The sequence below is a fragment of the Terriglobales bacterium genome, from assembly GCA_035651655.1.
Lineage (GTDB): Bacteria > Acidobacteriota > Terriglobia > Terriglobales > Acidobacteriaceae > DASRFG01.
The window spans coordinates 29,068-54,302 of sequence record DASRFG010000029.1 but is presented as its reverse complement, the minus strand read 5'-3'; the positions used below and the strand labels follow the sequence as shown (position 1 = coordinate 54,302).

Below are 25,235 nucleotides of genomic sequence, written 5' to 3'. Positions count from 1 at the left end.
CGCAAGCTCCGGGGTAAGTGCTTCGGCGCGATGTTGCACTATGCAAAGGAACCGCTTACGTCGGCAGTTCCCAAAATGGGTCGTGGCCTCTCGCTTGGGCCCTTCATCTTTGGGATACCCATCGTGAGTGGTTTAGGTTGACATAGTGATGGTTCAGAACTCTGTCATCTCAATCATGACCTTTGCAATTTGTCTTATCGCAATGCTGCCGATTGCTGTCGATGCGATTGCCCAGGAAAATCCACAAGCTCTTGCCGAAAATGCTTCAGAGCTGGTGAAAATCCGAGATTTCCGGGGGGCAGAACGCGAATTACGCCGCGCAATCCAGCTTGCTCCCGGGCAGTCTGCGTATCTGTCAGCTCTTGCCAGTACCTTTGCCATGGAGGGCAATCTGCCTAGCGCCGCGCTCTATTTTGAAAAGGCGCTCAGCGTCGATTCCACCAACGTTAGGATCCGGCGCGACCTCGCCGCGACCCAGTGGCAACTCGGTCAATTGCGCGCTGCCAAAGCTAACCTGCGGCTGGTCCTCAGGAGCGATCCCCGAGATCGCCAGGCGATTTTGCTCCTGGGGATGGTAGCGGAAAACTCAAAGGACTACGTAACCGCGGCTCGAATGCTAGGCTCAATTCCAAGCGAACTGACCCAGCATCCTGAGGCGAGAGCTGCGCTTGTCCATGCGTATTACGAATCTGGTCAACGAGCCCAAGCGCGACAGGCGATTGAAGCCTCACTGAACGAAGACAAAGATCCTCAGGCACTCTTCCTCATGGCACAGGTCGCAACCCAGGAAAGGGATTTCGAAATCGGTGAGAGAGTGCTCACCTCCATTAAGTCCGTCTATCCCGACCAGCGCGCACTCCAGTTCGAATTGGCATCGCTGCAGTACCGCTCGCAACGTTTTGCCGATTGCCAGCAGACCTTGGTTGACCTTATCAAGGCTGGGGATGAAACCAGCGAGGTTTACAACCTGCTCGGATGGGCCTACGAATCGCAGGGTCGGACGAATGAGGCCACTCGCGCTTTGGACAAGGCGGTTCAGCTAGACAGTAAAAAAGAGGCGAACTACCTGGACCTGATCCAGATCCTCTTGAATCAGCATCAATTCACCCGCGCTCAGGAGGTCGCGAGGAAGCTGACCGAATTATTTCCATCCTCCTTCCGTGCATACGACCTGAGAGGCGCGGCTGAGACCCGGGCCAGTGACTTCGGAGCGGCTGCGATGTGCTACACACGCGCGGTTGAGCTTGAACCTCACAATGCCCGCGCAAATCTACTACTGGCGCAGGCTCAAGAACGAGCGGGAATGAAGCAGGGGGCTGAGAGAACTTTAAGACGAGGAATGCGTCTGTTTCCTCGCGACGGTTCTCACTTCCAGGAGTTCGCACTGATGCTCCTGAAGGACGCTCAGCCGGAAGACTCAGCGACGAAGGTCAGCGCTGCGGGCCTGCTGCAGACTGCTATCCGCCTGGATCCACAGCTCTGGGAATCCCACCATCAGCTTGGTGAGCTCTGGATTGAAAAGAAGCAGACCTCGAAGGGACTTAAAGAACTTGAAGTAGCAGAACGGTTGCGGCCTGGAAGCAGCAAAGTCCACTACTCGTTGTGGAGAGCCTACCGCCGACAAGGTCGGGAGCAGGAAGCAGCGAAGGAACGTGCGCTGTTCGAGAGTGCAACCGCGGAGGAAGAAGCCTCGCTCCACCGTCCGCCCGAGCCTGCAAAGAGGACCGAACAGAGGTGAACTCAAAAAAGCAAATGGCAGCGGCAGTCGCTTCGACCGCTTCAGTTGCCATCGTGCTAGTGGCTTGCCGCATTGTTTCGTTTGGTCTGGCCGAACCCTTGCCGGCTTCTAAAACAGCAGAAATCTTCACCGATGTTACTCAGGAAGCCGGGATCACCTGGCGGCACTTCAGCGGACAATCTGACGATCGTTTCCTTCTTGAGACCATGGGAGGCGGAGTCGCCTTCATTGATTTCGACAATGACGGCCTTTTAGATCTTCTGTTCGTAAATGGTGGGGAAACTCCGAAAGGGAAGAGCGCGACTCCAGTTCGGAATGCGTTGTACCGCAATCTTGGTAACGGCAAGTTCCAGGATGTCGCTGCTGCCGCCGGCCTGGATCGGCTTGCGTTTTATGGCATGGGAGTGGCGGCTGCGGATTACGACAATGATGGATTTCCCGACATTTTCATCACCGGTTATCCATCCAGTGCTCTCTACCACAACAATCGCAACGGAACCTTCACCGATGTCACAGAACGCGCTGGCGTAAGGAACGCAGGGAAATGGGCGACATGCGCCGTGTGGTTTGATTATGACCGAGATGGCAAGCTCGACCTTTTCGTCTGTAACTACGTCAAGTTCTCATACGCCGATCAGAAGCGCTGCGAGTTTGACCGCAAGCGCGGCTATTGTGAGCAGGTTGCCTATGAGGGTGACTCTCCTACGCTCTACCACAACAATGGCGATGGCACTTTTACCAACGTCAGTGTGCGAGCTGGCTTTCAGACTCTCTCGCGTCGGGCGCTAGGCGCCGTCAGCATTGATGTGAATGATGATGGATGGCCCGATCTTTTTGTAGCCTGCGATGGGTCGCCAAACCTGCTGCTAGTGAACAAGGGTAACGGCACCTTCGAGGACCGTGCCCTCGATGCCGAGGTTGCCTACAGCAGTGAGGGCAAAGCTCGAGCCGGTATGGGAGTGGATGCCGGCGACATAAATGGTGACGGCTGGCCTGATTTTGTGGTCACCAACTTCAACGACGAACTTCATGCCCTGTTCGTCCATACCGGCCAGCTGCTTTTCGAGGACCGAAGCCGCGAGTCAGGATTGGCAGCTTCCACCAGGCATTATGTCGGTTTCGGCACGAAGTTCCTGGACTTCGACAACGACGGCGATCTCGACCTGGTGATTGTCAACGGCCACGTGAACGAGTTCATGCAGCGCATCCGCAAGGACATTCGATACGACGAACCTCCGCTTCTTCTGTCCAACACTGGCGCAGGAACATTTAAAAACATGGAGGAGCTGGCGGGGCAGGCGTTCCGTAAAGCCTATGTCGCGCGCGGGCTGGCAGTCGGGGACTTCAACAACGATGGTTATCCAGACGTTGCATTTGTCACTCTTAACGATGAGCCAGTGCTACTACGCAACAATCTTCGCAGCAATCATTGGCTTGGCGTTCAACTTCAGGGGAAGAGAAGCAATCGCGACGCGATCGGCGCCAAGTTGACACTGCACGCCGGCCAGAAAGCACTAGTTCGCTGGATCACAGGGGGTTCGAGCTATCTCGCGTCACATGACAACAGAGTGGTTTTTGGGTTGGGAGCCACGCTACCTCACGATCTTAGCTTAGAGGTGCGATGGCCAAGCGGCATCCCGCAAACCGTCTCTAACTTAGGACTGGATCGCTATAACAAGGTCGAGGAAGCCGAGGCCGCTGGAGGGACCCCTGCTCATTTGGGGAATCTAGACTCAGGAACTAGAGCAGAAGAAGGACAACACAACTCTGGCCATCCTTTTGCTATAGCGCCTTTTCTTTCCGCTCGAGCTTTGCCTCGCCTTCTTCGAAAGCAAGTTGCGGTTGTTGTAGAAGCTCTCTCTTGGGGCCTCAATCTCTACAAGGGAGCCATGCTTGTGACATCCGGGAGATGAACCGAGCACGCGGCACCTTAAGAGGGAGCTTCTAGAACGACCGCCCAATTGGCGGGGAGATAATGCTTATGACGAAAGGCTTCCGCAGCCTGTCGTGGCTGCTGCTCCTGGTCCTCGGGCTGGTTGGCGCCCGGTCCTCGGCACAAATTCCTACAGCTTACCCAATCGCGACGCCAAACCCTGATAAGCAGCTCCAGGCCGCCGGACAGATGTATATGGAGGGCTTGTATCTCCCCTCAGTCACCCGGGGTCCTTGGAACCCCACGTGGTCGCCGAGCGGTGAGGAAATTGCTTTCGGCATGCATGGAAGCATCTGGAAAGTTTCAGCACAAGGTGGAGATGCAATCCAAGTCACATCCGGGCCGCACTATGACTCGCAACCGGCATGGTCGCCCGATGGCCGCAGCATCGCTTTCTCGCGCGACGATGGCCATTCCATGCACATCTGGGTAGTGCGCCAGGACGGCAGTTCACCCCAGCAACTGACCCATGGAGCAGGCATCAACGTGGATCCGGAGTGGCAGTCCGCCAACCTGATTTACTACACCTCAAGCCCCGGTGGTAAGCCGCTTGGACTGTGGCAAGTGCCCGCGAGGGGCGGCACTCCGTCGCCACTGTTGGCCGACGGCAAGCAGAGCCTGCAGCCCGCTTCTTCGCCCGATGGCAAGTCTTATGTGTTTATAAGCGCGCGCCCCATAGCTCCCGGCCTGCCAGCCTCGTACGGTTCGGGAGACCTCTGGAAGGTTGATCTTGCCACCAAGGTGCCGCATTTATTATTGCGCCAGGAAACGTTGTGGGCGGCGCGACCGCGCTGGTCGCCCGACGGCAAGACCATCGTTCTTGTCTCGCAGCAAACCGGCCGAAACCAGCTCTTTCTCGCCGACGCCAAAACTGGCATACCAGCCCAGCTCACATATTCAAAGGATGAGGTATTCACGCCCGCGTGGTCTCCCAAGGGCGACCGCATCGCATTCATTTCCAACGGCGACCACAAATTCACCCTGTTAACCATGCCTGCCGCCGGCGGCGAAGCCACACCTGTAAAAATCGCCGCTCTGCGATGGAAGGAGCCTGCAGGCACGCTCCGTGTGTCGGTTGAGGACCCCTCTGGAAATAAAACCGCAGCGCGGATATACCTGACCGGGAACGACGGAAAGTCCTGGGCTCCAGACGGTGCTTTCGAACGCGTGTCAATTATTACTGGCGACCACTACTTTCAGAGCGCGGGCGATTTCACAGTTGAACTGCCGGCAGGAAAGGCGATTGTTGAAGCAGCCAAGGGATTTCAGTACCGTCCGCAGAAGAGGGAAGTAGAGATTACAGCCGGCCAGACCCAGACGGTCACGCTCAAGCTAGAGCGCATTGCCGATTTGCAAGCGAATGGCTGGTATTCCGGCGATAACCACCTGCACATGAACTACGGTGGCGTGTATGCCGAAACGCCCGAATCTTTGCTGTCGGAGGCCGACGCAGAGGACCTTAACGTGGTGAATGATTTTCCCACCAACCACAACACGCGTCTGATTGACGTCGAGTACTTCACCGGCAAGCCTGATACACATTCCAGCCCCAACCGCATTCTGTACTTCAATGAGGAATACCGCCCCAATTTTGCTGGCCATATGGGGCTGCTGAACATGAAGCGCTTCTATTTCCCCGTCTACGATGGTTACGATGGAACACCGTATGCGGCCGAGTACCCAACCAACGCCCAAGTACTCGATGCAATGCATGAACAGGGTGCCATTGGAGGGTATGTACACCCATACCTCTTATCCCCTGGCGGCGACCCGCTGAAAACGCACAACTTTGTAGGAGCGCGAGAATTTCCCGCTGACGTGGCCCTTGGGAAGACGGATTTCTACGATCTGATGTGCATATGGACGGATGCGAACGTGGCCGGTGAAGTACTGTACCGTTTATGGAATCTGGGTTATAGGATTCCAGTCTCAGCCGGCAGCGACGCCATGCCAAATTACTGGCGCGCACCGACCATAGGTGGAGTGCGCGTGTATGTCCACTCAGAGTCGCCGTTGAACTACCAGGGTTGGATCGATGGGCTGGTTAAAGGAAAATCGTTTGTCACCAACGGCCCCCTTATGACCTTTAAAGTGGATGGCCACGAACCCGGTGACGAAGTACAGATTTCAGGCGAGAAGTCATCGGTTCCTGTGGAAGTGGAAGTGAACTCGATTGTTCCCGTGGAGCGCTTGGACATCATCCAAAATGGGCAGGTTGTCGCTTCGGAGAAAGCCGCGGATCCTTACCACATCAAGATCAGCAAGGCAGTCCCTGTAGCCTCCAGTGGCTGGATCGCCGCCCGCGTGTCCGGCCCAGCAAAGGTCCATTTGATTACGGACAGCTACGTTTACGCGCATTCGAATCCGGTTTGGCTTACTCGTGACGGCCAGAAGCCCTCTTCGCCTAAGGACGCCCAATACTTCGTGCAATGGATGGATAGCGCGTTGCAACTCGTCCCGCAGCGCACGTTCTACACGCCGCAACAAAAAGCGGAAACCGTGGCGGTTTATCAGAAAGCTCGCGAGAAGTTTCTTGAAATGAGCGGTGCTGGGGCGCCGGGTAAATAGGGACAGATCCATTCGCAGGTGAAGGAGTATTGTGCGCCGAGCTGTTGTTTGGGTGGGGGTTGGGTTGCTTTGCGCTGCTATGGCGCACTCGGCAGAAACCGCCAGCGCCGAATTCCAAGACCGTCGGGAGCGCGCCATGAAGCTGTTTCCCGATGGCATTCTCTTGCTGCATGCGAATTCTGCAGTATCTCTGGACGCACACGGGTTTCAACAGAATCCAGCTTTCTTTTACCTCACCGGATTGCCGGATGCCGTTGGCGCGATCCTGGCAATTGACGGTGTGAAGCATGAGACGTGGCTATTTGTTCCAGGGGAACAAGGTCCCTTGTGGCCTCCACCACGTGCATTACTCGCGCCAGGTCCGGCGACGGCGGCCCAGTTGAAGATTGATCACGTGGTTAGTTGGAACGACTTTGCACCTTTCATTGACCGCCGCTTAGCGGAGAGTGTCGCTCCTATCCTTTATTGGTGTGAGGAGCCTTGGATGTCCGCGCCGAACCTGCCCTCCAATGTTACCGTGGATAACGACGCGCAATTCTTTTGGCGATATGCCATCGGCCATCGTTGGCCTAATGCCACGATGCGTTCGGCTGCGGAGCTGCTCGACGCAGAGCGAGTCAAGAAAACCGCGTACGAGATCCCAGTCATGCGGCGGACTGCGAAAGCCAGCGCACAGGCGCTGCTGGCAGGTATGCGTGGTGTACGACCCGGTCATTCCCAGCGAGAAGTAGAGGCAGAAGTCGTTCACGAGTGCATCCGGGCTGGTGGCGAAGGGCCCGCATTCTGGCCGTGGGTAATGTCAGGTCCGAACTCGGCTTTTCCAGCGCCTATGGGTTCATTTGCGGACTATCACCACCTCGACCGCGTAATGAAGCCAGGTGAGTTGGTCCGCGTAGATGTTGGTTGCGATTTGGAGCACTATCAAGGCGATGTCGGGCGCACAGTTCCGGTTTCAGGCCATTTCGGCCCGGGCCAGCGCGAAGTCTGGAACGTTTTTGTGGCTGCCTATCAGGCTGGCCTCCGCGCGTTTCACGATGGTGTGCGGAAAACTGACGTATACGCAGCGTGGCGGCAAGAAGTAGAGCGGCAGCGTGAGAATGTGAAAACAGATGTGGGCAAGCGCGCCGTCGAGGCCATGCTCATCAAAGACGGAACTCCATTCTGGCAAATCCATGCAGTAGGTCTTGATACAACTGACACACCCCAGGTGCTGCGAGCGGGAATGACCGTCGCTTTCGAGCCCATGGTGACAGTTGACGGCGTGGGCTACTACCTGGAGGACATGATCTTGATTACGACGAATGGCCATGAAGTGCTAACCGACAACTTACCCTACAGTGCTGATGAAATCGAGCGCGCAATGCGTTGAGTCTCTGCCGCTAGCCACGGAATGCAGCTAGCCTGTCAACCCGCTGCACCCGGTTCGCGAACAAACATGATCGTCGGTTGTCCTTTGTACGTGGTTGGCTGAAGTTCTCGATATCCGCATTTCTCAGCCACACGAATCGAAGCAACATTCCCGGGATCGATGATGCAGGCAGTCCGTGCTGACCCGAAGTGCTGGTCTCCCCAAGCGACCACGCCCCGAACCGCTTCAGTGGCATATCCTTTGCCGTGTGCTTGCGGTACAAAGGCCCATCCGATCTCCGGTATGCCCTTAAGTGAAGGCACCAGGTCGCGCTTGTACTCCGCGAATCCAAGCTCCCCAACGAAATTCCCGGTCACCTTTTCCTCGGCCACCCAATAACCGAAGCCAAGCAACGACCAGTGGCCGACATAGCGCAGCAACCTCGTCCAGGATTCCTCTTCGCTGAGCGGTTTGCCGCCTATATACCGAGTTACATTTGCGTCTCCCCACATCGCGGTGCAATGAGGAAAATCATCGAGGCGATGGCCGCGGAGTCTGAGCCGCTGCGTTTCAATCAAAGGTACTTCAACGGTAGAACGAGGAGAGCTGGACATTGGAGCAGTTTACCGAGTCCGTCCAGCTTGCTGCAAAAGGGTTAAACCAAGTCCTACTCCGTGTTCGGCTCTGTTACGGTGACAATACGATCGACCTCGGGAACTGAAATTACCTGCTTCCTCCCGCTCGGCCAGTGGATTTCAAGCTTGTCGAGCTTAGTTAGAGCGCCAAGGCCGAAGTGAAGACGTTGGTCGGAACTCGATCCGTAGCTTCCTCCGCTGAAGACGTCGCCGCGCTGGGTGACTCCGCCGGCAGTAACAGAGACTTTCGCCCCGATGGCATCTCGCGGACTCTTGCTCCCCCCGATCAACTTCACCGCTAGCCAATGGTTATGATTGTTGACCACATTGCGAAGTAATGTGGGCGCCGAATCTATATTGTTGAGCACCACATCAATATGGCCATCATTGAAAAGATCTCCGAAGGCTGCGCCTCGGGCTGCGATCACGTCGGCCAAGCCACTTCCTGTGGCCGGAGGAACTTCCTGGAACCTCGTTCCGTTCAGATTACGGAAAAGTTGAGGGCGTTGCGCCCACGTAGTACCCCAATCCTGCTGGTCCACTCCCGGATACACGTGACCATTGGCTACAAAAATATCGAGCAGCCCGTCGTTATCGAAATCAAGGAAGCCTGTTCCCCATGCAAGAAAGGGTATGGTGGGCGTTCCTAAACCTGCTTGGAAGCTGGTATCTGAGAAATTGCCATCGCCTTCATTTTTATAAAGTGTGTTGTAATCGTCCGAAAATGATGTGACGTAAAGGTCCACTTTTCCGTCGCGGTCGTAGTCTCCGACAGCGATGCCCATGGAAGCCTGCTCGCGCCCATCTCCGCTAAGCGCGAATCCGGACATGTAACTCACATCTTCAAAGGTACCGTCATGGCGATTGTGGTAGAGGTAGTTGGGCACAGAATCATTGGCGACCGCCAAGTCCACCCATCCATCATCGTCCACATCTACAAACACCGAAGCAAAACCGTAGTAGCCCTTGGGATCGGAGACCCCGGCTTTCACACTGACATCGGTAAAAGTCCCATCGCCATTGTTGTGGAATAGATGGTCACCTTCCCCGGTCAGGCCTCGCGGGCCGCACATTACCCTGACGCCGCGAAACTGACAGAAACTAGCGGGCAGGCCGGTGGCGGGTCCCGGTAAGCGCTCCGGATCAAACTTCACATATCCCGCAACGAACAGATCTAACCGGCCGTCGTGGTCATAGTCGCCCCAGGTTGGACCGGCAGACCAACCACCAACAGTGACGCCGGCTTTTTCCGCCACATCGGTGAAAGTGCCGTCGTGGTTATTATGGTAAAGGCGATTCTTGCCGTAGTTGGCGACGTACATGTCAGGCCAGCCATCATTGTCGTAATCTCCCACCGCCACCCCGAAACCCCAGCGCTCGTTTGCTACACCCGCTTTTTCTGTGACATCGCTGAAGGTGCCGTCGTGATTGTTGTGCAGGAGCATCGCACGAGGCGCGGGCTCTTTTCCCTTCAGTGCGTTGAGTGTGGAACCGTTTAACAGGTAGATGTCGAGCCAGCCGTCGTTATCGTAGTCGAGTAGTGCCACTCCTGAACCTGGTGTCTCAATGATGGTGGATTTTTCCCGGGTTCCAGAATGGTGGTGGAATTTGTCGAGACCGGATTGTTTAGTGATGTCGGCAAAAACGACGGGAGCGCCGCTAACGAATCCACCCGCTGTGATGGGCCGGGACTGCGCGTCTTTAACCGGCGCGTACACGCCACGCGTCGTTACCCCAGTGGAAGGCGCGGCCTGCACAGGTTTCCCTATGGGCGGCTCCTGTGCCCTGGCCGGCCTTGCTGAAATAAGGCTCGCCAGCAACAGGATGCCCACAGTGTGAACTTCAAATCCAAGGACCAACCAAATGACCGATGGGCCCGAAATAGCTTTTGCTGGCGTCATATTGGGTGCGTCATCGAGAACCTCCGGCTGTCTTTCCGACAGTTGCGGCAGGCTCATCCACCTGTAGGATTTGATTTACATGGACATCCTTCAAGGTTTGCACAATGCCGCTCGGCCAGTGAATCTCCAGTGTTTGGACCATGGGCGCGGCCCCGAGGCCGAAATGTGCGCGCTTATCGCCAGAAGATAGATAGCTGCTCGCGGTTGTGACCGTCGAGTATTGTGCTCCGGTTGCGGTCAACACCTTCACCTCGGCGCCAATCGCGTCGCGATTACTCTTATGCCCAACCAATTTCAGCATCAACCAGTTGTTCTGTGTCTTGGTCTCGTTGTGCAAGACATAAGCTGGCCCATCGTTGGTTGTTACCACCGCATCCAGCCGGCCGTCATTATCAATGTCTCCAACAGCTAGGCCGCGCCCCGCCCAGGCTTGATGAAACACGCTGCCGGAATCTGCTGAGACATCCACGAAGCCATGACCTGTGTTTCTGGCAAGAAGCATCGGCTCACGATACCGCAGATGAGGAAAGTTCAACTCGATGGTATCCAGGTCATGGCCCTGCGCCACCAGCAGGTCCTTCCAGCCATCATTGTCATAGTCCATGAAGCGGAGACCCCAACCCGAATGCAGCATTGTCATCCCGCTCACACCCGAACTATAAGTCATGTAAGCGAAGGTGCCGTCTCCGCTGTTCTGGTACAACGCGTACATCTGATTGGCAAGGTCATCCACTACCAAATCAGGCAGCCCGTCATTGTTGTAATCCGCGAAGTCCACTCCCATGCCCGCATAGGCACGACCCTCACCGTCCGCAGCAACCCCCGACATCAATGCCTGCTCCTCAAACGTCCCGTCTCCTTTATTGTGATAAAGAAATTCGAAAGTCGAATCGTTAGCCACGAAAACGTCAACATGTCCGTCCCGATCGTAGTCCGCGACGGCGATGCCTAAACCCTTGCCCGGCTTGGAAAACCCAATCTTCTGCGACACCTCAGTAAAATGCCCATTGCCATCATTGTGATAAACCAGAGACGCAATAGGAGGGAACACGTCGGGATGGCAATACTCCCGATGACCCGGCTTGTGCTCCCCACACCAGACGTCGCCAAAGTCCCACCGCAGATATCGCAACACAACCAGGTCCAGCAGGCCGTCACCGTTCAGGTCCACCCACGCTGCACTGGTGGACCAGCCATCGCCGCCAACCGCCGCCTGCTGGGTCACGTCAGTGAAACTGCCATTACCATTGTTGTGATAAAGCCTGTTGCCGCCATAGGCAGTTACGTATAGATCTTCATAGCCATCGTTGTCGTAATCTCCCACTGCCACGCCCATCCCGTAGCCCGAACCCTGCAGCCCGGCTTTTTCTGTGACGTCCTCAAAAGTGCCATCTTCTTTCTGGTGATACAGGCAATTCCAATACTGCGGGCCCGTTTTCTGAGGAATGGTTCCCTTCGGGGTGGGATCGCTGATCGGGGCGCCATTCACAAGAAATATATCCAGCCGGCCATCGTTGTCATAGTCGAACAGTGCAACACCTGCCCCCATGGTTTCCGGCAGGTATTTTTTTGAGGTATGTGAGGCTATGTGTTTGAAATGAATGCCAACGTTCGCGGTAACATCAACAAAATTGCCCGCGTGCTTCGCGGACATGGCCTGCAATTCCGGGCTGGTCGGCAAGGCGGAAGAACTCTCCAAAAACAGCAATAGGCAGAAAAGGAGTCTGCTTTTGCTCCCATCATGCATCCATCACCGTGCCTCAGTCGTCTGGGTTGACTTGCGCTTGGCATCAAGCAGTTCTTCTGTAAGCCTTAGCTCGCGTGCAGCGCTGTCCGTTTGACCCATGCGACGGTACAAACGTCCTAGTAGATAGTGCGTGGCGGTGTCCTTGGGATCGAGGCGCTCAGATTCTTCCAACTCCCGCTTAGCATCCTGCACTTTTGCAACAGCCATGTAAGCGTTGCCAAGTTCGTAACGCACCTTGGCCGATTCCGGGCGGATCTGTTTTGCCTCCTGGAGAAAAGGGATTGCCTCGTCGGGCTTGCCTGATTTGGTGAGCAGCGCGCCAAGATTCAGATATGGCTGCTCTGAGCGTTTGAGAGATTTTTTGTCCATGTCTATGGCTTTGCGATAGCTGGCCATTCCCTTATCAGGCTGATTCTTACCTTCCCAGGCCAGGCCCAAATTGTCCTGTGCCTTTACCGACGTAGGATCCTGCCTAAGGACCTCTTCGAAGACTGAAATGCACTCGTCGAACTGATTTTCCAGATATAAAGCGCGGCCCAGGTAATATCGTGCCTCCACATTGTTTGGCTGCATGGCTACGGCGCGCTTCAGATACCGAGCCGCACTCTGGTTGTCGTCCAGCAAAGCGTAATCCAGACCGATGATTTTGAAATCATCCGCCACGGGGGGCTTAAGTCTGGCAGCTTGGGTGAAGAATCGCAGGGATTCCGCAGGTTTATTTTCGCGAAATCTCACGTAAGCAAGCAGGTAGAGGGCATCGTCCGATTGGGGGTGTTTTGCGCAATAGGAATCAAGCGCTGTCCCTGCCTCAGCGAAGCGTCCCAAATTGATGAACGACTTAGCGAGGAACAACAGGGCATCTGAGTTTCCCGGAGAGGTTCTCTCGATCCGCTCGAATGCCGCCGCAGCCTCACTATAACGCCGCTGCTGGAACATCTCCTCCGCCTGGCTGAAAGTCACGCTCTCCTGGGCGACACAGTTGACCACCAAAAAGGCCACAGTGAAAATGGCCCACGGGATCCACGATCTCAAGCTCTGGCGCTGATTCATTTCCCGCCAGCGAGGCAGAAAGCTCATCTAGTTCCTCGGATCGGCGGCCTGCTCGTTCTTAGCTGGACTCGGCAAGTCCTCGAGGCTGGGATTCAGCCTCTGTCGCTTGCGTTCCAAAATCTGTTGTTGATGCAGGTCCGCTTCTTGTTTGAGCTTCTGAAATGTTGCGAGCGCTTTTCCCGCCTCATCGTTACGACGCATTTGCCGATACAGTAGGGCCATTTGATAATAAGCTTGGCGAATGACTTCGTCTCCTACCGGCATCTTCACGACTTTTTCGAAATCAGCAAGGGCGGCTTCACGATTGTTGAGCTGCAACTCTGCTCGACCCAGATAATAATAAGCGTTGCTGGCCGCGGGGTCTCGCCGTAAGGTTTCCTCGAGAAGACGCTTGCCTTCGCTGGCTTGCGACCCCAATACTTTCAGGACCCCCAACTTGTAAAGAGCCAGAGTGCTGTTGGGATCTATCCGCAACTCTTCCTGGTAGGCATTCTGCGCATCGTCGAACTTGCTCACCTTCCAATATTCGCTGCCCAGGCTCTCGTGCAGTCCTGGTTCTTGCGGGGCAAGCTTGATCGCCGCCAGGTACTCGGCGATGGCGTCCGCATCCCGATCTGCCTCGGCATTGGCTTGTGCCAGCACCAGATGCACACGCCAGGAGTTGGGGTCGGCCTTGAACATTTGCTGATACGCTTCCTTCGAAATCAGCATGTGCGCTCGTCCGCGATGGTAAAGGATGTCCACATCTTGGGGAGCGAGCTTGCTCGCTTTGTCAAGGGCAGCTGCCGCTTCGTCCCCGTGGCCAGCGTCCAGTCCAACCACTCCCAGCCACATCCAGGCTTTTGCATCGGATGGGCTTTGTTTGGTCTCGCGTCGCAGAGCAGCAATCGCGGCCGGATAATGGTTGAGGCGGTAATTGGCGAGTCCCAGAAAAAGGTTCGCACCCCGCAACGCAGGTTTGAGCCTTAACGCCTGCTGCAGCGCCCTGATTGCGTCCTCATATTTGCCTTGTTGTTCACGTACCAGGCCTAAATTTAGATACGCCTCGGCGAATCGTGGCGAGGCATGAATGACCGCCGAGAAAGCTTCCGCAGCTTGGTCGAGGGAGCCGCTACGCATCGCCTCAGTACCGTCGCGAAACTTGCTGTCCACCGCGGACTCCTGGCCCAAGGTACTGATGCTCAGGGTAAGCGAGATGAGCGTCACGAGCCCCACCAGGCGCGGAAGAGGTCTGCGGTTAGCTGCTGATTTTCGGTTATTCAAGCGCGAACTCCGCCCTCCTTGCCAGACAGGATAAATGATTCCGGCGATCATGAGCACTCGCGCGGCCGCGATAAGAGGGCCAAAGGGACTACGATCGCCGCGGAAGGGATTATCGGTCCGCGCGGGTCGCGGACTCAAATACGAAGGACCTTGCAGACTATGCACCCTTTAGGGGTGCATAGTCGCTGGTCTCAGAATTGGTATCGCAGCGTGAACTGCACCTGCCTGGGGTTGGAAGTACCGAATATCGCCCCAAAAGAACCATCGGTCGGACCAGTGTCAGGAGTACTGAAAATATGTCTATTAAAGGCATTCAGCAGCTCTGCCTTGAACACCAGGTCTTGCCCCTCCACGATAGAGATGTTCTTCAAGATGGAGATATCTTCGTTCAAGAAAGCCGACGTTCGATATTCACCCGTGGTGCGCGGTATATTTCCGAAACTGTAGGGCGCATTCGTCGTTGATACCAGGAAGTTAGGATTGGAAAACGCACCGCTCGTTCCCGTAGCGTTGATAACGTTCGGGTCACCATTAAAAACGTTCCATGTTCTGGGATCGCCGGTCTGTGGTACCGGATTCGTGAGTGGTTGACCAGGCACTCGGTTGAAACGGATACAACCGTCGAAACCGGGTACGCCAGTTGCACAACCGAAGGACACCGGTGATCCGCTCTGATAACGGTGGACCGCACCCACCTCCCAGCCACCCAATATCCTACCCGCAGCTCCACCGTGAGATAGGAATCTCTTGTGCGGACCGACCGGTAATTCGTAAAGATAACTGAGCACAAAAGTATGGGGAATGTCCTGGAAGCTGAGCGCCTTCTCACCATGGAGGTTGTAAGAATTCTGCACGCTTCCACCGCCAGAGAAAGTAGAGAACGCGGGCAGCGCGCTGTCAGCGTCGGTCAGCGTTTTGGACCAGGTGTAAGAAGCCAAAAGTGTGAGTCCAGCGCTGAAGCGGCGCTCCGCTTTCACCAGCAAGCCGTTGTAGCTTGATTGGCCCACATTTTCCAGGCAGCAATCCGTGTTGATGGATTTGTATTGTGGAAATGGCCGCAAAGCTTGGGCCAGATTCGCGTCCCCTGACGAGTAGAGGGTATTGAACTCCGGAAATGGGGGCGCAATCCCCAGGCTGCTGATGGGCTGGTTCAGTTGGTTACCTAGAACAAAGAATCTAGGATTGAGGTTGTTGATCTGAGCCAGCGACGAACGCAGACGGGTAGAGTGTTGCCCAACATAGCTCACATCCACAATGAGGTCCCGGATAAGTTGGTGCTGGATCCCAATACTCCAATTCTGCACCATGCCTGGACGTCCGTAGTGGGGTGCAACATAAGAGATGCCCCCGAATCCCCCACCGCTGGTTCCATTTTCTTGTGCAGGATCAAGGTTTGGAGGAGGAGGATATGCTGGAATGCCACTGTCCAGCTGGATCACTGGGGAAAAGCCGTCGCTGGAACTGCCATTCGGCGAAGCTGTGAAGCCATCGGTAAGACTCTGGCCAAAATCAGCGTAGGTCAGAGGGGCATAAGTAATACCATATCCACCGCGCAACACGGTCTTATCGTGGAGCATCGCCGGAGAGTAAGCAAAACCGATACGAGGAGCAAATCCCTTGTGCCATGTTTTGGCCCAGTTGCCGCTTCCCCCGACCCGTCCCGGACCATTTCCGGCAAAGACTAACGCGCCGAGCACGCCCGTGGCTCCCGGATTGGGCGCATTCGGATCAAATACTGAAGTATTGCCATGGGCTTCGTGCCGTGGTGTCTCTACGCTATAACGCATCCCTAAATTGAGCACGAAGCGACTATTCAGCTTGAAGTCATCCTGAATAAAGCCGGCGTAATAGTACGATCCGAAGCGAGGCTGGCTCGAGCGGACGGCGAGACTATATTGCTGGACCTGGCCCAGCAACAGACTGGCAAAAGAATTTCCAGTGGTGCCGTTGTTATTGGCGACGGCTGCAGTCTGATCACGCGTAAAACTCAATGATGGAGATTGATGCGAATGATCAATCACGGAAAACTGCTGGGTGCGCCAGTCAACTCCAAATGCGAGGCTGTGCCGACCCACCTGATAGGAGACACTGTCAGCCAACACCACTCCGTTAATCACATCGTCAGCAAAATTCGCCTGTCCATAACTTGTGAGGTTGTCCTTCGAATCAAAGGAAAATTGCGGAAATGTTTCCCCTGAGGCGTTGGCAATCCCAAGTTTCTTGTCCCAGTCAACACCTAGCTGCGCTGCGCCCGACTTGTCATTGCTATTAACCCGGTTATAACCAACGGTGATGTGATTAAGCAGCTTTGGATTGATTACGTAGTCCCACCCAAAACGAATGTAGTGGGTGAAGAAGTCCTGGAATTGCGCGCCATTAGCGAAGGGGTCCGGCATGTTAGGGCTGCCGTTCCGGTTTACATTGTCCCGGCTGCTGTAGGAAAAGAACAATTTGCTGTTGTCTGACACATTCTGGTCAATCCGGAAAGTCGTGGTTGTCGCCAGGATCGGATTGCTGGTTTTGAAAACAAAATTGTTGACGGGCGAATCGAAGGTTGTTGGAGGCAAAATGGCCAACAAATTGTTGGCTACCGTGCTGAAGCGGCTGGTGGGAATCTTATTTCCCGGGAACGGGCTGCGGCAGGGCACGCCACCAACTATCTGACTGGTAGCAGGATCGAAGATTTGGCCCTCAATGATGGGTTGCGATGTGCACGGGTTGATCTGTCCAGTGGAGGCGCCCAGCTGAGCTGAGAAGTCGCCGTTTCGCTGCGCCGCGGTGGGCAGGTTGTTCGTCGTTACCGCTCCCGCCGTTTGCCGGTACTGCTCCCAGGAGAAGAAAAAGAATGTCTTGTTGCGGCCATCGTAAATCTTCGGGATCCAGACCGGGCCCCCTAAGCTACCGCCGAAGTCGTTCTTTTTGTCCGTGGGACGCTGGAAGAGTCCTCGCTGATCTGGCTCCGGATGCAGGGCCAGATCCAGGTTATTAAACCAGCTATTCGCGTCTAAAACTTCATTTCGGAAGATGTCGAATGCAGTGCCATGGAAAGAGTTAGTACCAGACTTGGTTGAAAAGCTCTCGACGCCACCCGAGGTCCGGCCGAATTCTGAGGACGCATTGGAAGTGGTAACTTTGAACTCTTGCAGCGCCTCTACCGACGGCGCGGTCTGGTCAAAAGAGGATCCGCTGTCAGCACGCGCAGTGCTAACTCCGTCCAAAATAATCTCATTGCCGAAATTCTGGCCGCCTGCCAGCTTCGCCTGAAAGACGCCTCCTGTGGTTCCCGGGGTAAGAAACACGAAAGCCTCGGGTGATCGCAACACGCCCTGGCCGCCCAACGCGAGAGGCAATTGAATAATTTGCTTGGTGCTGACCACCGTGGCCACATCAGAGCTTTCCTTTTGTATTGTCGGCGCATCGGCTGAGACGGTTATGCTCTCCGTTGTCCCCCCCGGTTGCAGGCGAATATCCAATGCGGTTGTGCTGTTGAGTTGAATCACGACTCCGGTCTGCTCCATGGTCTTGAAGCTGGGGGCGGTGACTGTAATGTTGTAACTTCCTAATTGCATTCCAGGAATCTTGTATGCCCCGGCCGCCCCGGTTACTGTTCTGTAGACGGCGCCGGTCTGTGCGCCTTTCGCCTCAACGGTTGCCTGCGGAACCACCGCTCCGGAACTATCCAGAACATTTCCCGCGAGTGCTCCTCGGTCCGATTGGGCCAGGACGGTCAGCCCTGAGAAAACAACAACCATGAAAAACGCAAGGCGTCCAAAGAGTGTTCTACCGGAAGGCATATCAATCTCCTCGCTAGCGCGAAGCCGTTTGAGTACCGGCACTGCAGTCGGGCCCGTCGCCGACATCTTAACAGAGCGGAGGCTGCGGAAAACTCTTAGCTACCATTGGCGGGAATGCTCTCTCTGCCTTTATCTGAAACACAGGATTTGGCATCATTTCCGCTGGCCTTGTCAAGGGCTCTGCCAAATTTCCTCAGATATACATTGTCTTCCGAATATCGGAAACGTCGGTTGCATTTGGCCCTCCTCAGTCTGCTGGTAGCGCTGTTAGCCTTTTTTGGTGGAAGGGCTAACGCCAACTAAGCGTTGCTAACGAGTCTCGCTCCATGGAAACGTTGGTCGTCATTCCATTCATTTGGATCGTGCAGGTTCTGATCGGCCCGGAATTGGTCAGCACCAGCACACGTTCTCCGTCGGGATTCTCGAAGCTGACGTGGTTCAGGTCCTGTGCCGTGCTCTGCGAGTCAAAGCGCCGGGCCCCACGACGGATGGCGCTGGAATAATGCGCCAACGCCCGGAACTGACCGCTATACGTAATAGCTTTGGTTTCCGAATTGATCGTAACCAGCCCTCCGCACGAAAACGGCCCGATATTGGGACGCCCCTTCTCGTCGAGGGCAAGATTCCACGCTGTGATAGCGCGACTCCAGTTGCGGAGTATCCCGGTAAAGATCCGACTCCATTCACTCCAGTTTTTAGCGTAGTTCGGGTCGGTATAATCTGGGCCGCCTTCGGTCCAGTACATCTCCAGGTCGGGATAAGCATCGTGGACACAGGTCATCAATTCTGGCTCACCGAGGTATCCGTGCCAGGCGATGGCGGAGGCGTATTTGCGGACCTCAGGCACTTGGAATTCTGCGATGGCGCGACCCCACAAGTTGTAGTTGTGGTCAATGATCCAGATCTTGGTCTTTACACCATTGGCCTCCAGCAGTGGACCGAGTTCTTTGCCGACAAAATCGGCCTCGTATTCCTGGGGCCAGATGCAAGCGGGCATCCGCCCATCCTGATCGGTGTCCACCTCGTTCTGGACCGTGATCGCCTGTACCGGTACGCCGGCGGCCTGATAGCCCTGCAAAAACTTTAGGAAATAATGGGCGTAGGAAGGCATGTACTTGCGGCGCATTGAACCCCCCAACATGGAACCATTGGCTTTCATCCAACCCGGCGGGCTCCAGGGAGACGAAAAGAGGAAGAGGTCGGGATTTACCTTCCTCGCCTCGCGCAGCATGGGCAAGATGTACTCCCGATCGTGGTCAATGGAAAAGCGCTCCAGTTCGGGATCAGGCTCACCTTCGTCGTAACTGTAAACCTTGGTTGCGTAGTCGCTCGACCCGACGCAGGTGCGGCACACACTCAGCCCCATTTCGGAGGGGTGGAATAGTTGATGAAACAATTTTTGCCGCGCGGGCGGAGATAGCTCATTCAGCATGTAACAGGCTGCATCCGTGAAAGCGGCTCCGAACCCGAGAACTTGCTGAAATTTCTTGGTGGGATCGAGGGTAACCACATTTTCAGTGGCTGACCCGGAACCAGGGCGCCATGCGACAGAAGCAGCGCGAGCAAACCGCAACTTTTCATTCGTAACCCAAACTGCCAGATCGCCTGCCGGCGGGTTGTTAGGGGCACGATCAGTTAGAAATGATGCTTGTGCAGCCGAGGTCGTGGTAGCTGCTGCAATACCCAATCCAGAAATCTTCAAGAAATCGCGACGTGTGCGTTCCATTTTCTACCCTCCTCGGGTGGGCATAAAGATCAATAAAATGCGTATACTGGCGAGATCTTTTTGTGTTCAGCCTCTCACAAGCAGTACTTTGACGTGTGATCATAATTGATTCGAAGATGAACCGAGGACTAAATCAGACGGTTTTGCTGGTCCTTGGACTTGCATTGTTGTTGCTATCAACCATTGGGCAAGCCCAGAGCGGCGCCTCGGATCCGAAGACTGGGAAGTGGAATATGGTTTGGAGTGATGAATTCAATGGTCCCAACGGTTCTGGCCCGGATCCAGGTAAGTGGGTTTTAGAAGTCGGCGGAGAAGGATGGGGGAACCAGGAATTGGAGTATTACACCAAGCGCCTGCAGAATGCCTACATTCAAGATGGAAAATTAGTCATTAAGGCACTGCGCGAGAAGTACACGGGAGCTGATGGCATCACGCGGAATTACACCTCCGCAAGAATGACCACTTCCGGGAAATTCAGTCAAACTTACGGCCGGTTTGAGAGCCGCATCAAAATTCCGCGGGGTCAAGGCCTGTGGCCAGCTTTTTGGATGTTGGGAAACGATATCGGTAGTGCCGGTTGGCCTGCTTGCGGCGAGATTGACATCATGGAAAATATCGGGAAGGAACCCTCCACCGTGCACGGGTCAATTCATGGGCCTGGATATACCGGTGAAGTTGGAATCGAGGCGCCCTACCGCTTGCCCGGGACAAAGTCATTCGCCGATCACTTCCACGTTTTTGCTGTCGAGTGGGAACCGAGCGTCATCCGCCTCTACGTGGATGATCACCTCTACGCGACACGCACTCGTGGGGAGCTGCGGCCCGGATGGAAATGGGTTTTCGACCACCCCTTCTTCCTTTTACTGAACGTTGCCGTGGGCGGGGACTGGCCAGGAAATCCGGACGCCTCTACCGTCTTTCCTCAGACCATGTTGGTGGACTATGTACGCGTATATCGCCGATCCACCCCTTAGGAGGGCTTTAGGACTTTTGAGAACATTACTGGCTGTTACCAGCGCAGTTCTTCTATTTACGGCTGGCGCCCCCGCGCAGCTTCAACCTCCGCTAAATCTCATGCCCGTTCCAGCTAATGTGCAACTTGGGACGGGAGAGCTGCCCATCAATCAATCGTTTTCAGTCGCGGTGACCGGAGTTCATGATGCCAGGATGGATCGCGGCGTCCAGCGGTTTGTCGCCGACCTTTCCCGGCAGACGGGGATGCTTCTCACGCAAAAGCCAGCCGGCTCTACGAACCCAACTTTGCTAATTCACGCGGAGCATGGCAGCGAGGACGTTCAGAAGCTCGGGGAAGATGAGTCTTATGAGTTGGCGATCAGCGAGTCGGGCGGTAAGCTGACAGCCCCCAATCCACTTGGCATTCTGCACGGCCTGCAAAGTTTCCTCCAACTGGTGAATACAACGGCCACAGGTTTTGCCGTGCCGGTGGTTTCCATAAAAGACCAGCCCCGGTTCCCCTGGCGCGGATTGCTCATTGACGTGGCACGGCACTTCCAGCCAGTCGAAGTGATCAAGCGCAACCTGGATGGCATGGCTGCCGTAAAGATGAACGTGCTGCATTTTCACCTCACCGACAACGAAGGTTTCCGCGTCGAGAGCAAGCGTTTTCCCAAATTGCAGGAGATGGGGTCTGATGGCTTGTACTACACCCAGGATCAGATTCGCGAACTGGTAAATTATGCGCGCGATCGCGGAATCCGCCTGCTGCCTGAAATTGAAATGCCGGGTCACAGCCGCTCGTGGTTTATTGGATATCCCGAACTGGCCAGCGCTCCTGGCCCCTACAAGCTTGAACCCAACAGCGGCGTGGATCCCGTCATGAATCCCATTCAGGACAAGACCTACAAAGTCCTGGACAAATTTATTGATGAAATGACCAAGCTCTTTCCCGATGCGTACTTTCACATCGGCGGCGACGAGGTCAACGGTCAACAGTGGGATGCCAATCCGCAAATCCAGCAGTTCATCCACCAGCACGGCATGAAAGGGAATCAGGACCTGCAGGCGTACTTCAATAAGCGATTGCAGAAGATCGTGGAGAAACATCACAGGATCATGATCGGCTGGGATGAGGTATTGCATCCCGATTTGCCCAAGAGTGTTGTCGTGCAGTCCTGGCGCGGGCAGCAGTCCTTGGCATCAGCCGCACGTCAAGGTTATCGCGGCATGCTTTCCTTCGGATATTACCTGGACCTGATGTGGCCAGCTTCACGGCATTATGCCGTTGACCCAATGGCCGGCGATGCCGCAAATCTGAATCCTGAAGAGAAGAGCCGCATACTCGGAGGTGAGGCCTGCATGTGGGGGGAATGGCTCACACCGGAGAACATTGATTCACGGATTTGGCCGCGCAACGCGGCTATTGCCGAGCGACTGTGGTCGCCGGCTGAGGTCCGGGACGCAACGCAAATGTACGCCCGACTGGATCAGTTAAGTTGGCGACTTCAATGGCTGGGCCTCACTCACAGGTCCCAGCAGTTTCTAATGTTGCACCGAATTGCTGGAAGAGATGACATTTCAGCGTTACGCACACTCGCCGAGGTTGTCGAACCGGTGAAGGACTATGCACGTATGGAAGGTCTGAAAACGCCCTGGGACTTCAGGGCGCCTTTGGACCGTCTTGTGGACGGCGCGAGTCCCGAGAGTGACACCGCGCGTCGCTTCAGCAATCTCGTGCAGGCATATATTCAAAGCGGCTACAAGGACCAGGCGATCGAGGCGCAAATTCGGACGCAACTTACAACCTGGCGCGATAATGATGCGAAGCTGCACCCTTTGCTGGAACAATCGTTTCTTTCGCGCGAACTAACTCCACTGTCTGCAAATCTCTCCGCGGTTGGTGCAGCCGGCTTGCTCGCACTTGACTACCTCCACAAATCCGGGCCGTTGCCGGAATTATTGAGAACGCAGCAACTGGCGCTCATCCAGGCCTCAGAGGCGCCCAAAGGGGATCTTCTTCTAGTGGTCGCTCCAGCCGTGAAACAGCTAATCGAGGCCGGTAATCTTCAGACGCGATCAGGTTCTCAACCGTGACTCTGTTTGTCCCTGCTGGAACGATGCAAAGAGGCGCATACGCAATATAAAATGATCGCCCGATTTTAATACCAGGAGAAGACGAACATGCCGGCTAAGTTTGTTGCCTCTCTGGTGTTCGCCTGCGTTGCCATATCTGGCGCAATTCTGGCGGCGCAGACGGTCGCACCTGCGCCACCCGGTAGTTCCATCACACCTCCTGCCGCGCTCAACAACATAAATATAGAGAAAGGTGTTGAAGCTCTGCTTAGACAGATGACTCTGGACGAGAAGGTGGGTCAGCTTGTGCAGTACTCGTTCGGACAGCCGACTGGGCCCGGAACTGGCCGCGGCGATTACGCCGCCATGATTCGCGATGGCAAGGTTGGCTCGCTGCTGAACGTCACCACTGCGCATCAGGCAAACACGTTACAGCGGATCGCGGTCGAGCGGTCGCGCTTGCACATTCCACTGCTGCTCGGGCATGACGTTATTCATGGGTTCCGCACTGCCTTTCCTGTTCCCCTGGGGCTCGCTTCTACATGGAATCCGGATCTGGTGGAACGTGCGGCGCGCGTGGCGGCGCGCGAAGCGGCTGCGAGCGGAGTGCGCTGGACCTTCTCTCCCATGGTGGACATTGCCCGTGATGCACGCTGGGGGCGAATGGTCGAGGGCGCCGGTGAAGACCCATATTTAGGCAGCGCCATGGCACGTGCGTACGTGCGCGGCTACCAAGGTGCTCAGCCCGATGCACCGGATAGCATCGCGGCTTGCGCCAAGCATTTTGTCGCATACGGTGCTGCGGAAGGCGGGCGTGACTATAACAGTGTCGAACTCTCGGAACACACGCTGCGGCAGTTCTATTTGCCACCCTTTCAGGCTGCGCTCGAGGCTGGTGCGCTCACAGTGATGAGTGCCTTCAACGCGCTCAATGGAATTTCAGCTTCCGCAAATCCTTTCACGCTGACGCAAATCTTGCGTCACGAGTGGGGCTTCGAAGGGTTCGTGGTTAGTGATTGGAATGCGGTGGGCGAACTCATTCCGCATGGACTCGCAAACGATGGCGCCACTGCCGCCCGTAAGGCCTTTCTGGCCGGGGTGGATATGGATATGGAAAGCAACCTCTACCACGAAAATTTGGCCACGCTCGTGCGCTCCGGCCAAGTTCCGCAGGCTGCTCTCGACGAATCCGTACGTCGCGTGCTTCGCGTCAAGTACGCTCTGGGACTCTTCGAGCATCCATACGCCGACGAGCAACACGAAGCCGCCGCGATGCTCCAGCCGGATGCCGTTGCTCTGGCTCGAACGGCGGCTGAACAATCTTTCGTGCTGCTCAAGAACTCAAGCGGACCGGGCGCGAGGCCCGTGCTTCCTATCGCAGAAAGCGTGCGCACCGTCGCCGTCATCGGCCCCCTGGCAGACGATGCGGCCAACATGCTGGGTTCATGGGCGGCAGAAGCCAAGGAGGGCGACGCAGTTACCCTTCGTTCCGCACTCATCCAACGACTTGGCGGCGAGCACGTGCGCTATGCGAAAGGCACGGACATCGAAGGTAATTCCGAGGCAGGATTCTCCGAAGCTGTCTCGGCAGCCCGCCAGTCAGATGTGGTGATCATTGCCCTGGGAGAGGATGCCGGTGGGATGACCGGAGAAGCGGCTTCGCGGGCTCATCTGGATTTGCCGGGCCGTCAGCAACAATTGCTGGAAGCGGTCGTCGCCGCAGGTAAGCCCGTGGTAATGGTGCTGTTCAGTGGCCGCCCGCTCACCCTACCTTGGGCATTTGAGAAGGTCCCGGCCATCGTTGCCGCATGGTTTCCCGGTGTGCAGGCCGGGCCGGCGCTGGTGCGCACGTTGTTTGGCGAAGCTAATCCCAGTGGAAAATTAGTTGTGAGTTGGCCTCGTAGCGTCGGCCAGGAGCCTTTGCACTATGATGCGCTCAGCACCGGACGCCCTGCCGCCAATACTGATCTCAGCCATCCCCCAACCAATGGGGCGGAGAAATATGTGTCCCGCTATGTTGATGAACCCAATGATGCCCAATTCCCCTTCGGCTTTGGCATGTCTTTTACCAGCTTCCGGTACGGTCGGCCGCAGCTCAGCCTTTCGAAGCTGAGCGCGCAGAAGCTTCAAACATCGCTCCACGAGCGTGCGCGATCTTCCACAGCATTGGAGGTGAAGGCTGATATAACGAACGTGGGCACTCGAGCCGGCGAAGAAGTAGCTCAGCTCTACGTTCGACTACAAGGCACGAGTGTTTCGCAGCCAATACGCGCCTTACAACGCTTTCAGCGGATCGCGCTCGTGCCCGGCCAGACTCAAACAGTCAGCTTCAGCCTGGGACCCGAAACCTTCGCCTTGTGGAACGACAAGAATGAATACACGGTAGAGCCGGCCCGGCTCACGTTGTGGCTCGGTCCTGACTCCGCTCACGGCTCTGAGGCTACACTCGAGATTGCTCCATAAGAATGATTCTGAAGCCAGCTCTGGCGGGTATCGGTAGCT

Annotated in this window: 14 protein-coding genes; 7 read left to right on the top strand and 7 right to left on the bottom strand. The window is 55.8% G+C overall.

What is annotated here, in order from left to right:
* Positions 1-175: 175 nt before the first annotated feature.
* The 4 genes from VFA76_14565 to VFA76_14550 all read left to right on the top strand — a co-directional run bounded on the left by VFA76_14565 (position 176) and on the right by VFA76_14550 (position 7,608).
* Positions 176-1,738 carry a tetratricopeptide repeat protein gene (locus VFA76_14565; GenBank protein ID HZR33065.1) on the top strand — a complete coding sequence of 521 codons (1,563 nt, stop codon included), beginning with the start codon at positions 176-178 and terminating at the stop codon, positions 1,736-1,738.
* A gap of 14 nt (positions 1,739-1,752) precedes the next feature.
* The gene (locus tag VFA76_14560) at positions 1,753-3,651 is read left to right on the top strand and encodes a CRTAC1 family protein (protein HZR33064.1); all 1,899 of its coding nucleotides are present in this window, start codon (positions 1,753-1,755) and stop codon (positions 3,649-3,651) included.
* A 68-nt stretch (positions 3,652-3,719) separates the two neighbouring features.
* The gene (locus VFA76_14555) at positions 3,720-6,239 is read left to right on the top strand and encodes a CehA/McbA family metallohydrolase (GenBank protein ID HZR33063.1); all 2,520 of its coding nucleotides are present in this window, start codon (positions 3,720-3,722) and stop codon (positions 6,237-6,239) included.
* A gap of 31 nt (positions 6,240-6,270) precedes the next feature.
* On the top strand, positions 6,271-7,608 hold the full coding sequence (locus tag VFA76_14550) for a Xaa-Pro peptidase family protein (GenBank protein ID HZR33062.1): 1,338 nt from the start codon (positions 6,271-6,273) through the stop codon (positions 7,606-7,608).
* A 35-nt stretch (positions 7,609-7,643) separates the two neighbouring features.
* Here the strand turns inward: VFA76_14550 and VFA76_14545 are convergent, their stop codons facing one another.
* The 7 genes from VFA76_14545 to VFA76_14515 form a co-directional block, all read right to left on the bottom strand.
* Positions 7,644-8,165, bottom strand: coding sequence for a GNAT family N-acetyltransferase (locus VFA76_14545; GenBank protein HZR33061.1), 522 nt, complete (start codon positions 8,163-8,165; stop codon positions 7,644-7,646).
* An 89-nt stretch (positions 8,166-8,254) separates the two neighbouring features.
* Positions 8,255-10,123: a CRTAC1 family protein gene (locus VFA76_14540; GenBank protein HZR33060.1), complete on the bottom strand. Its 1,869-nt coding sequence runs from the start codon at positions 10,121-10,123 to the stop codon at positions 8,255-8,257.
* A gap of 10 nt (positions 10,124-10,133) precedes the next feature.
* Positions 10,134-11,777, bottom strand: a complete 1,644-nt coding sequence (locus VFA76_14535) for a CRTAC1 family protein (protein ID HZR33059.1) — start codon at positions 11,775-11,777, stop codon at positions 10,134-10,136.
* A 96-nt stretch (positions 11,778-11,873) separates the two neighbouring features.
* The gene (locus VFA76_14530; GenBank protein HZR33058.1) at positions 11,874-12,947 is read right to left on the bottom strand and encodes a tetratricopeptide repeat protein; all 1,074 of its coding nucleotides are present in this window, start codon (positions 12,945-12,947) and stop codon (positions 11,874-11,876) included.
* Positions 12,948-14,183 (bottom strand): tetratricopeptide repeat protein, encoded by a 1,236-nt coding sequence (locus tag VFA76_14525; protein HZR33057.1) that lies wholly within the window; start codon positions 14,181-14,183, stop codon positions 12,948-12,950.
* A gap of 191 nt (positions 14,184-14,374) precedes the next feature.
* The gene (locus VFA76_14520; protein HZR33056.1) at positions 14,375-17,977 is read right to left on the bottom strand and encodes a TonB-dependent receptor; all 3,603 of its coding nucleotides are present in this window, start codon (positions 17,975-17,977) and stop codon (positions 14,375-14,377) included.
* A 289-nt stretch (positions 17,978-18,266) separates the two neighbouring features.
* The gene (locus VFA76_14515; GenBank protein HZR33055.1) at positions 18,267-19,703 is read right to left on the bottom strand and encodes a glycoside hydrolase family 30 beta sandwich domain-containing protein; all 1,437 of its coding nucleotides are present in this window, start codon (positions 19,701-19,703) and stop codon (positions 18,267-18,269) included.
* A 116-nt stretch (positions 19,704-19,819) separates the two neighbouring features.
* On the opposite strand from VFA76_14515, the gene VFA76_14510 reads away from it, so the two are divergent.
* From VFA76_14510 to VFA76_14500, 3 genes are all read left to right on the top strand, one after another.
* Entirely contained in the window at positions 19,820-20,677 is an 858-nt protein-coding gene (locus VFA76_14510) for a glycoside hydrolase family 16 protein (protein HZR33054.1), read from the top strand.
* A gap of 100 nt (positions 20,678-20,777) precedes the next feature.
* Complete coding sequence (locus tag VFA76_14505) at positions 20,778-22,754, top strand: family 20 glycosylhydrolase (protein HZR33053.1); 1,977 nt, start codon at positions 20,778-20,780, stop codon at positions 22,752-22,754.
* A gap of 87 nt (positions 22,755-22,841) precedes the next feature.
* Positions 22,842-25,196 carry a glycoside hydrolase family 3 N-terminal domain-containing protein gene (locus VFA76_14500; GenBank protein ID HZR33052.1) on the top strand — a complete coding sequence of 785 codons (2,355 nt, stop codon included), beginning with the start codon at positions 22,842-22,844 and terminating at the stop codon, positions 25,194-25,196.
* Positions 25,197-25,235 lie beyond the last annotated feature (39 nt).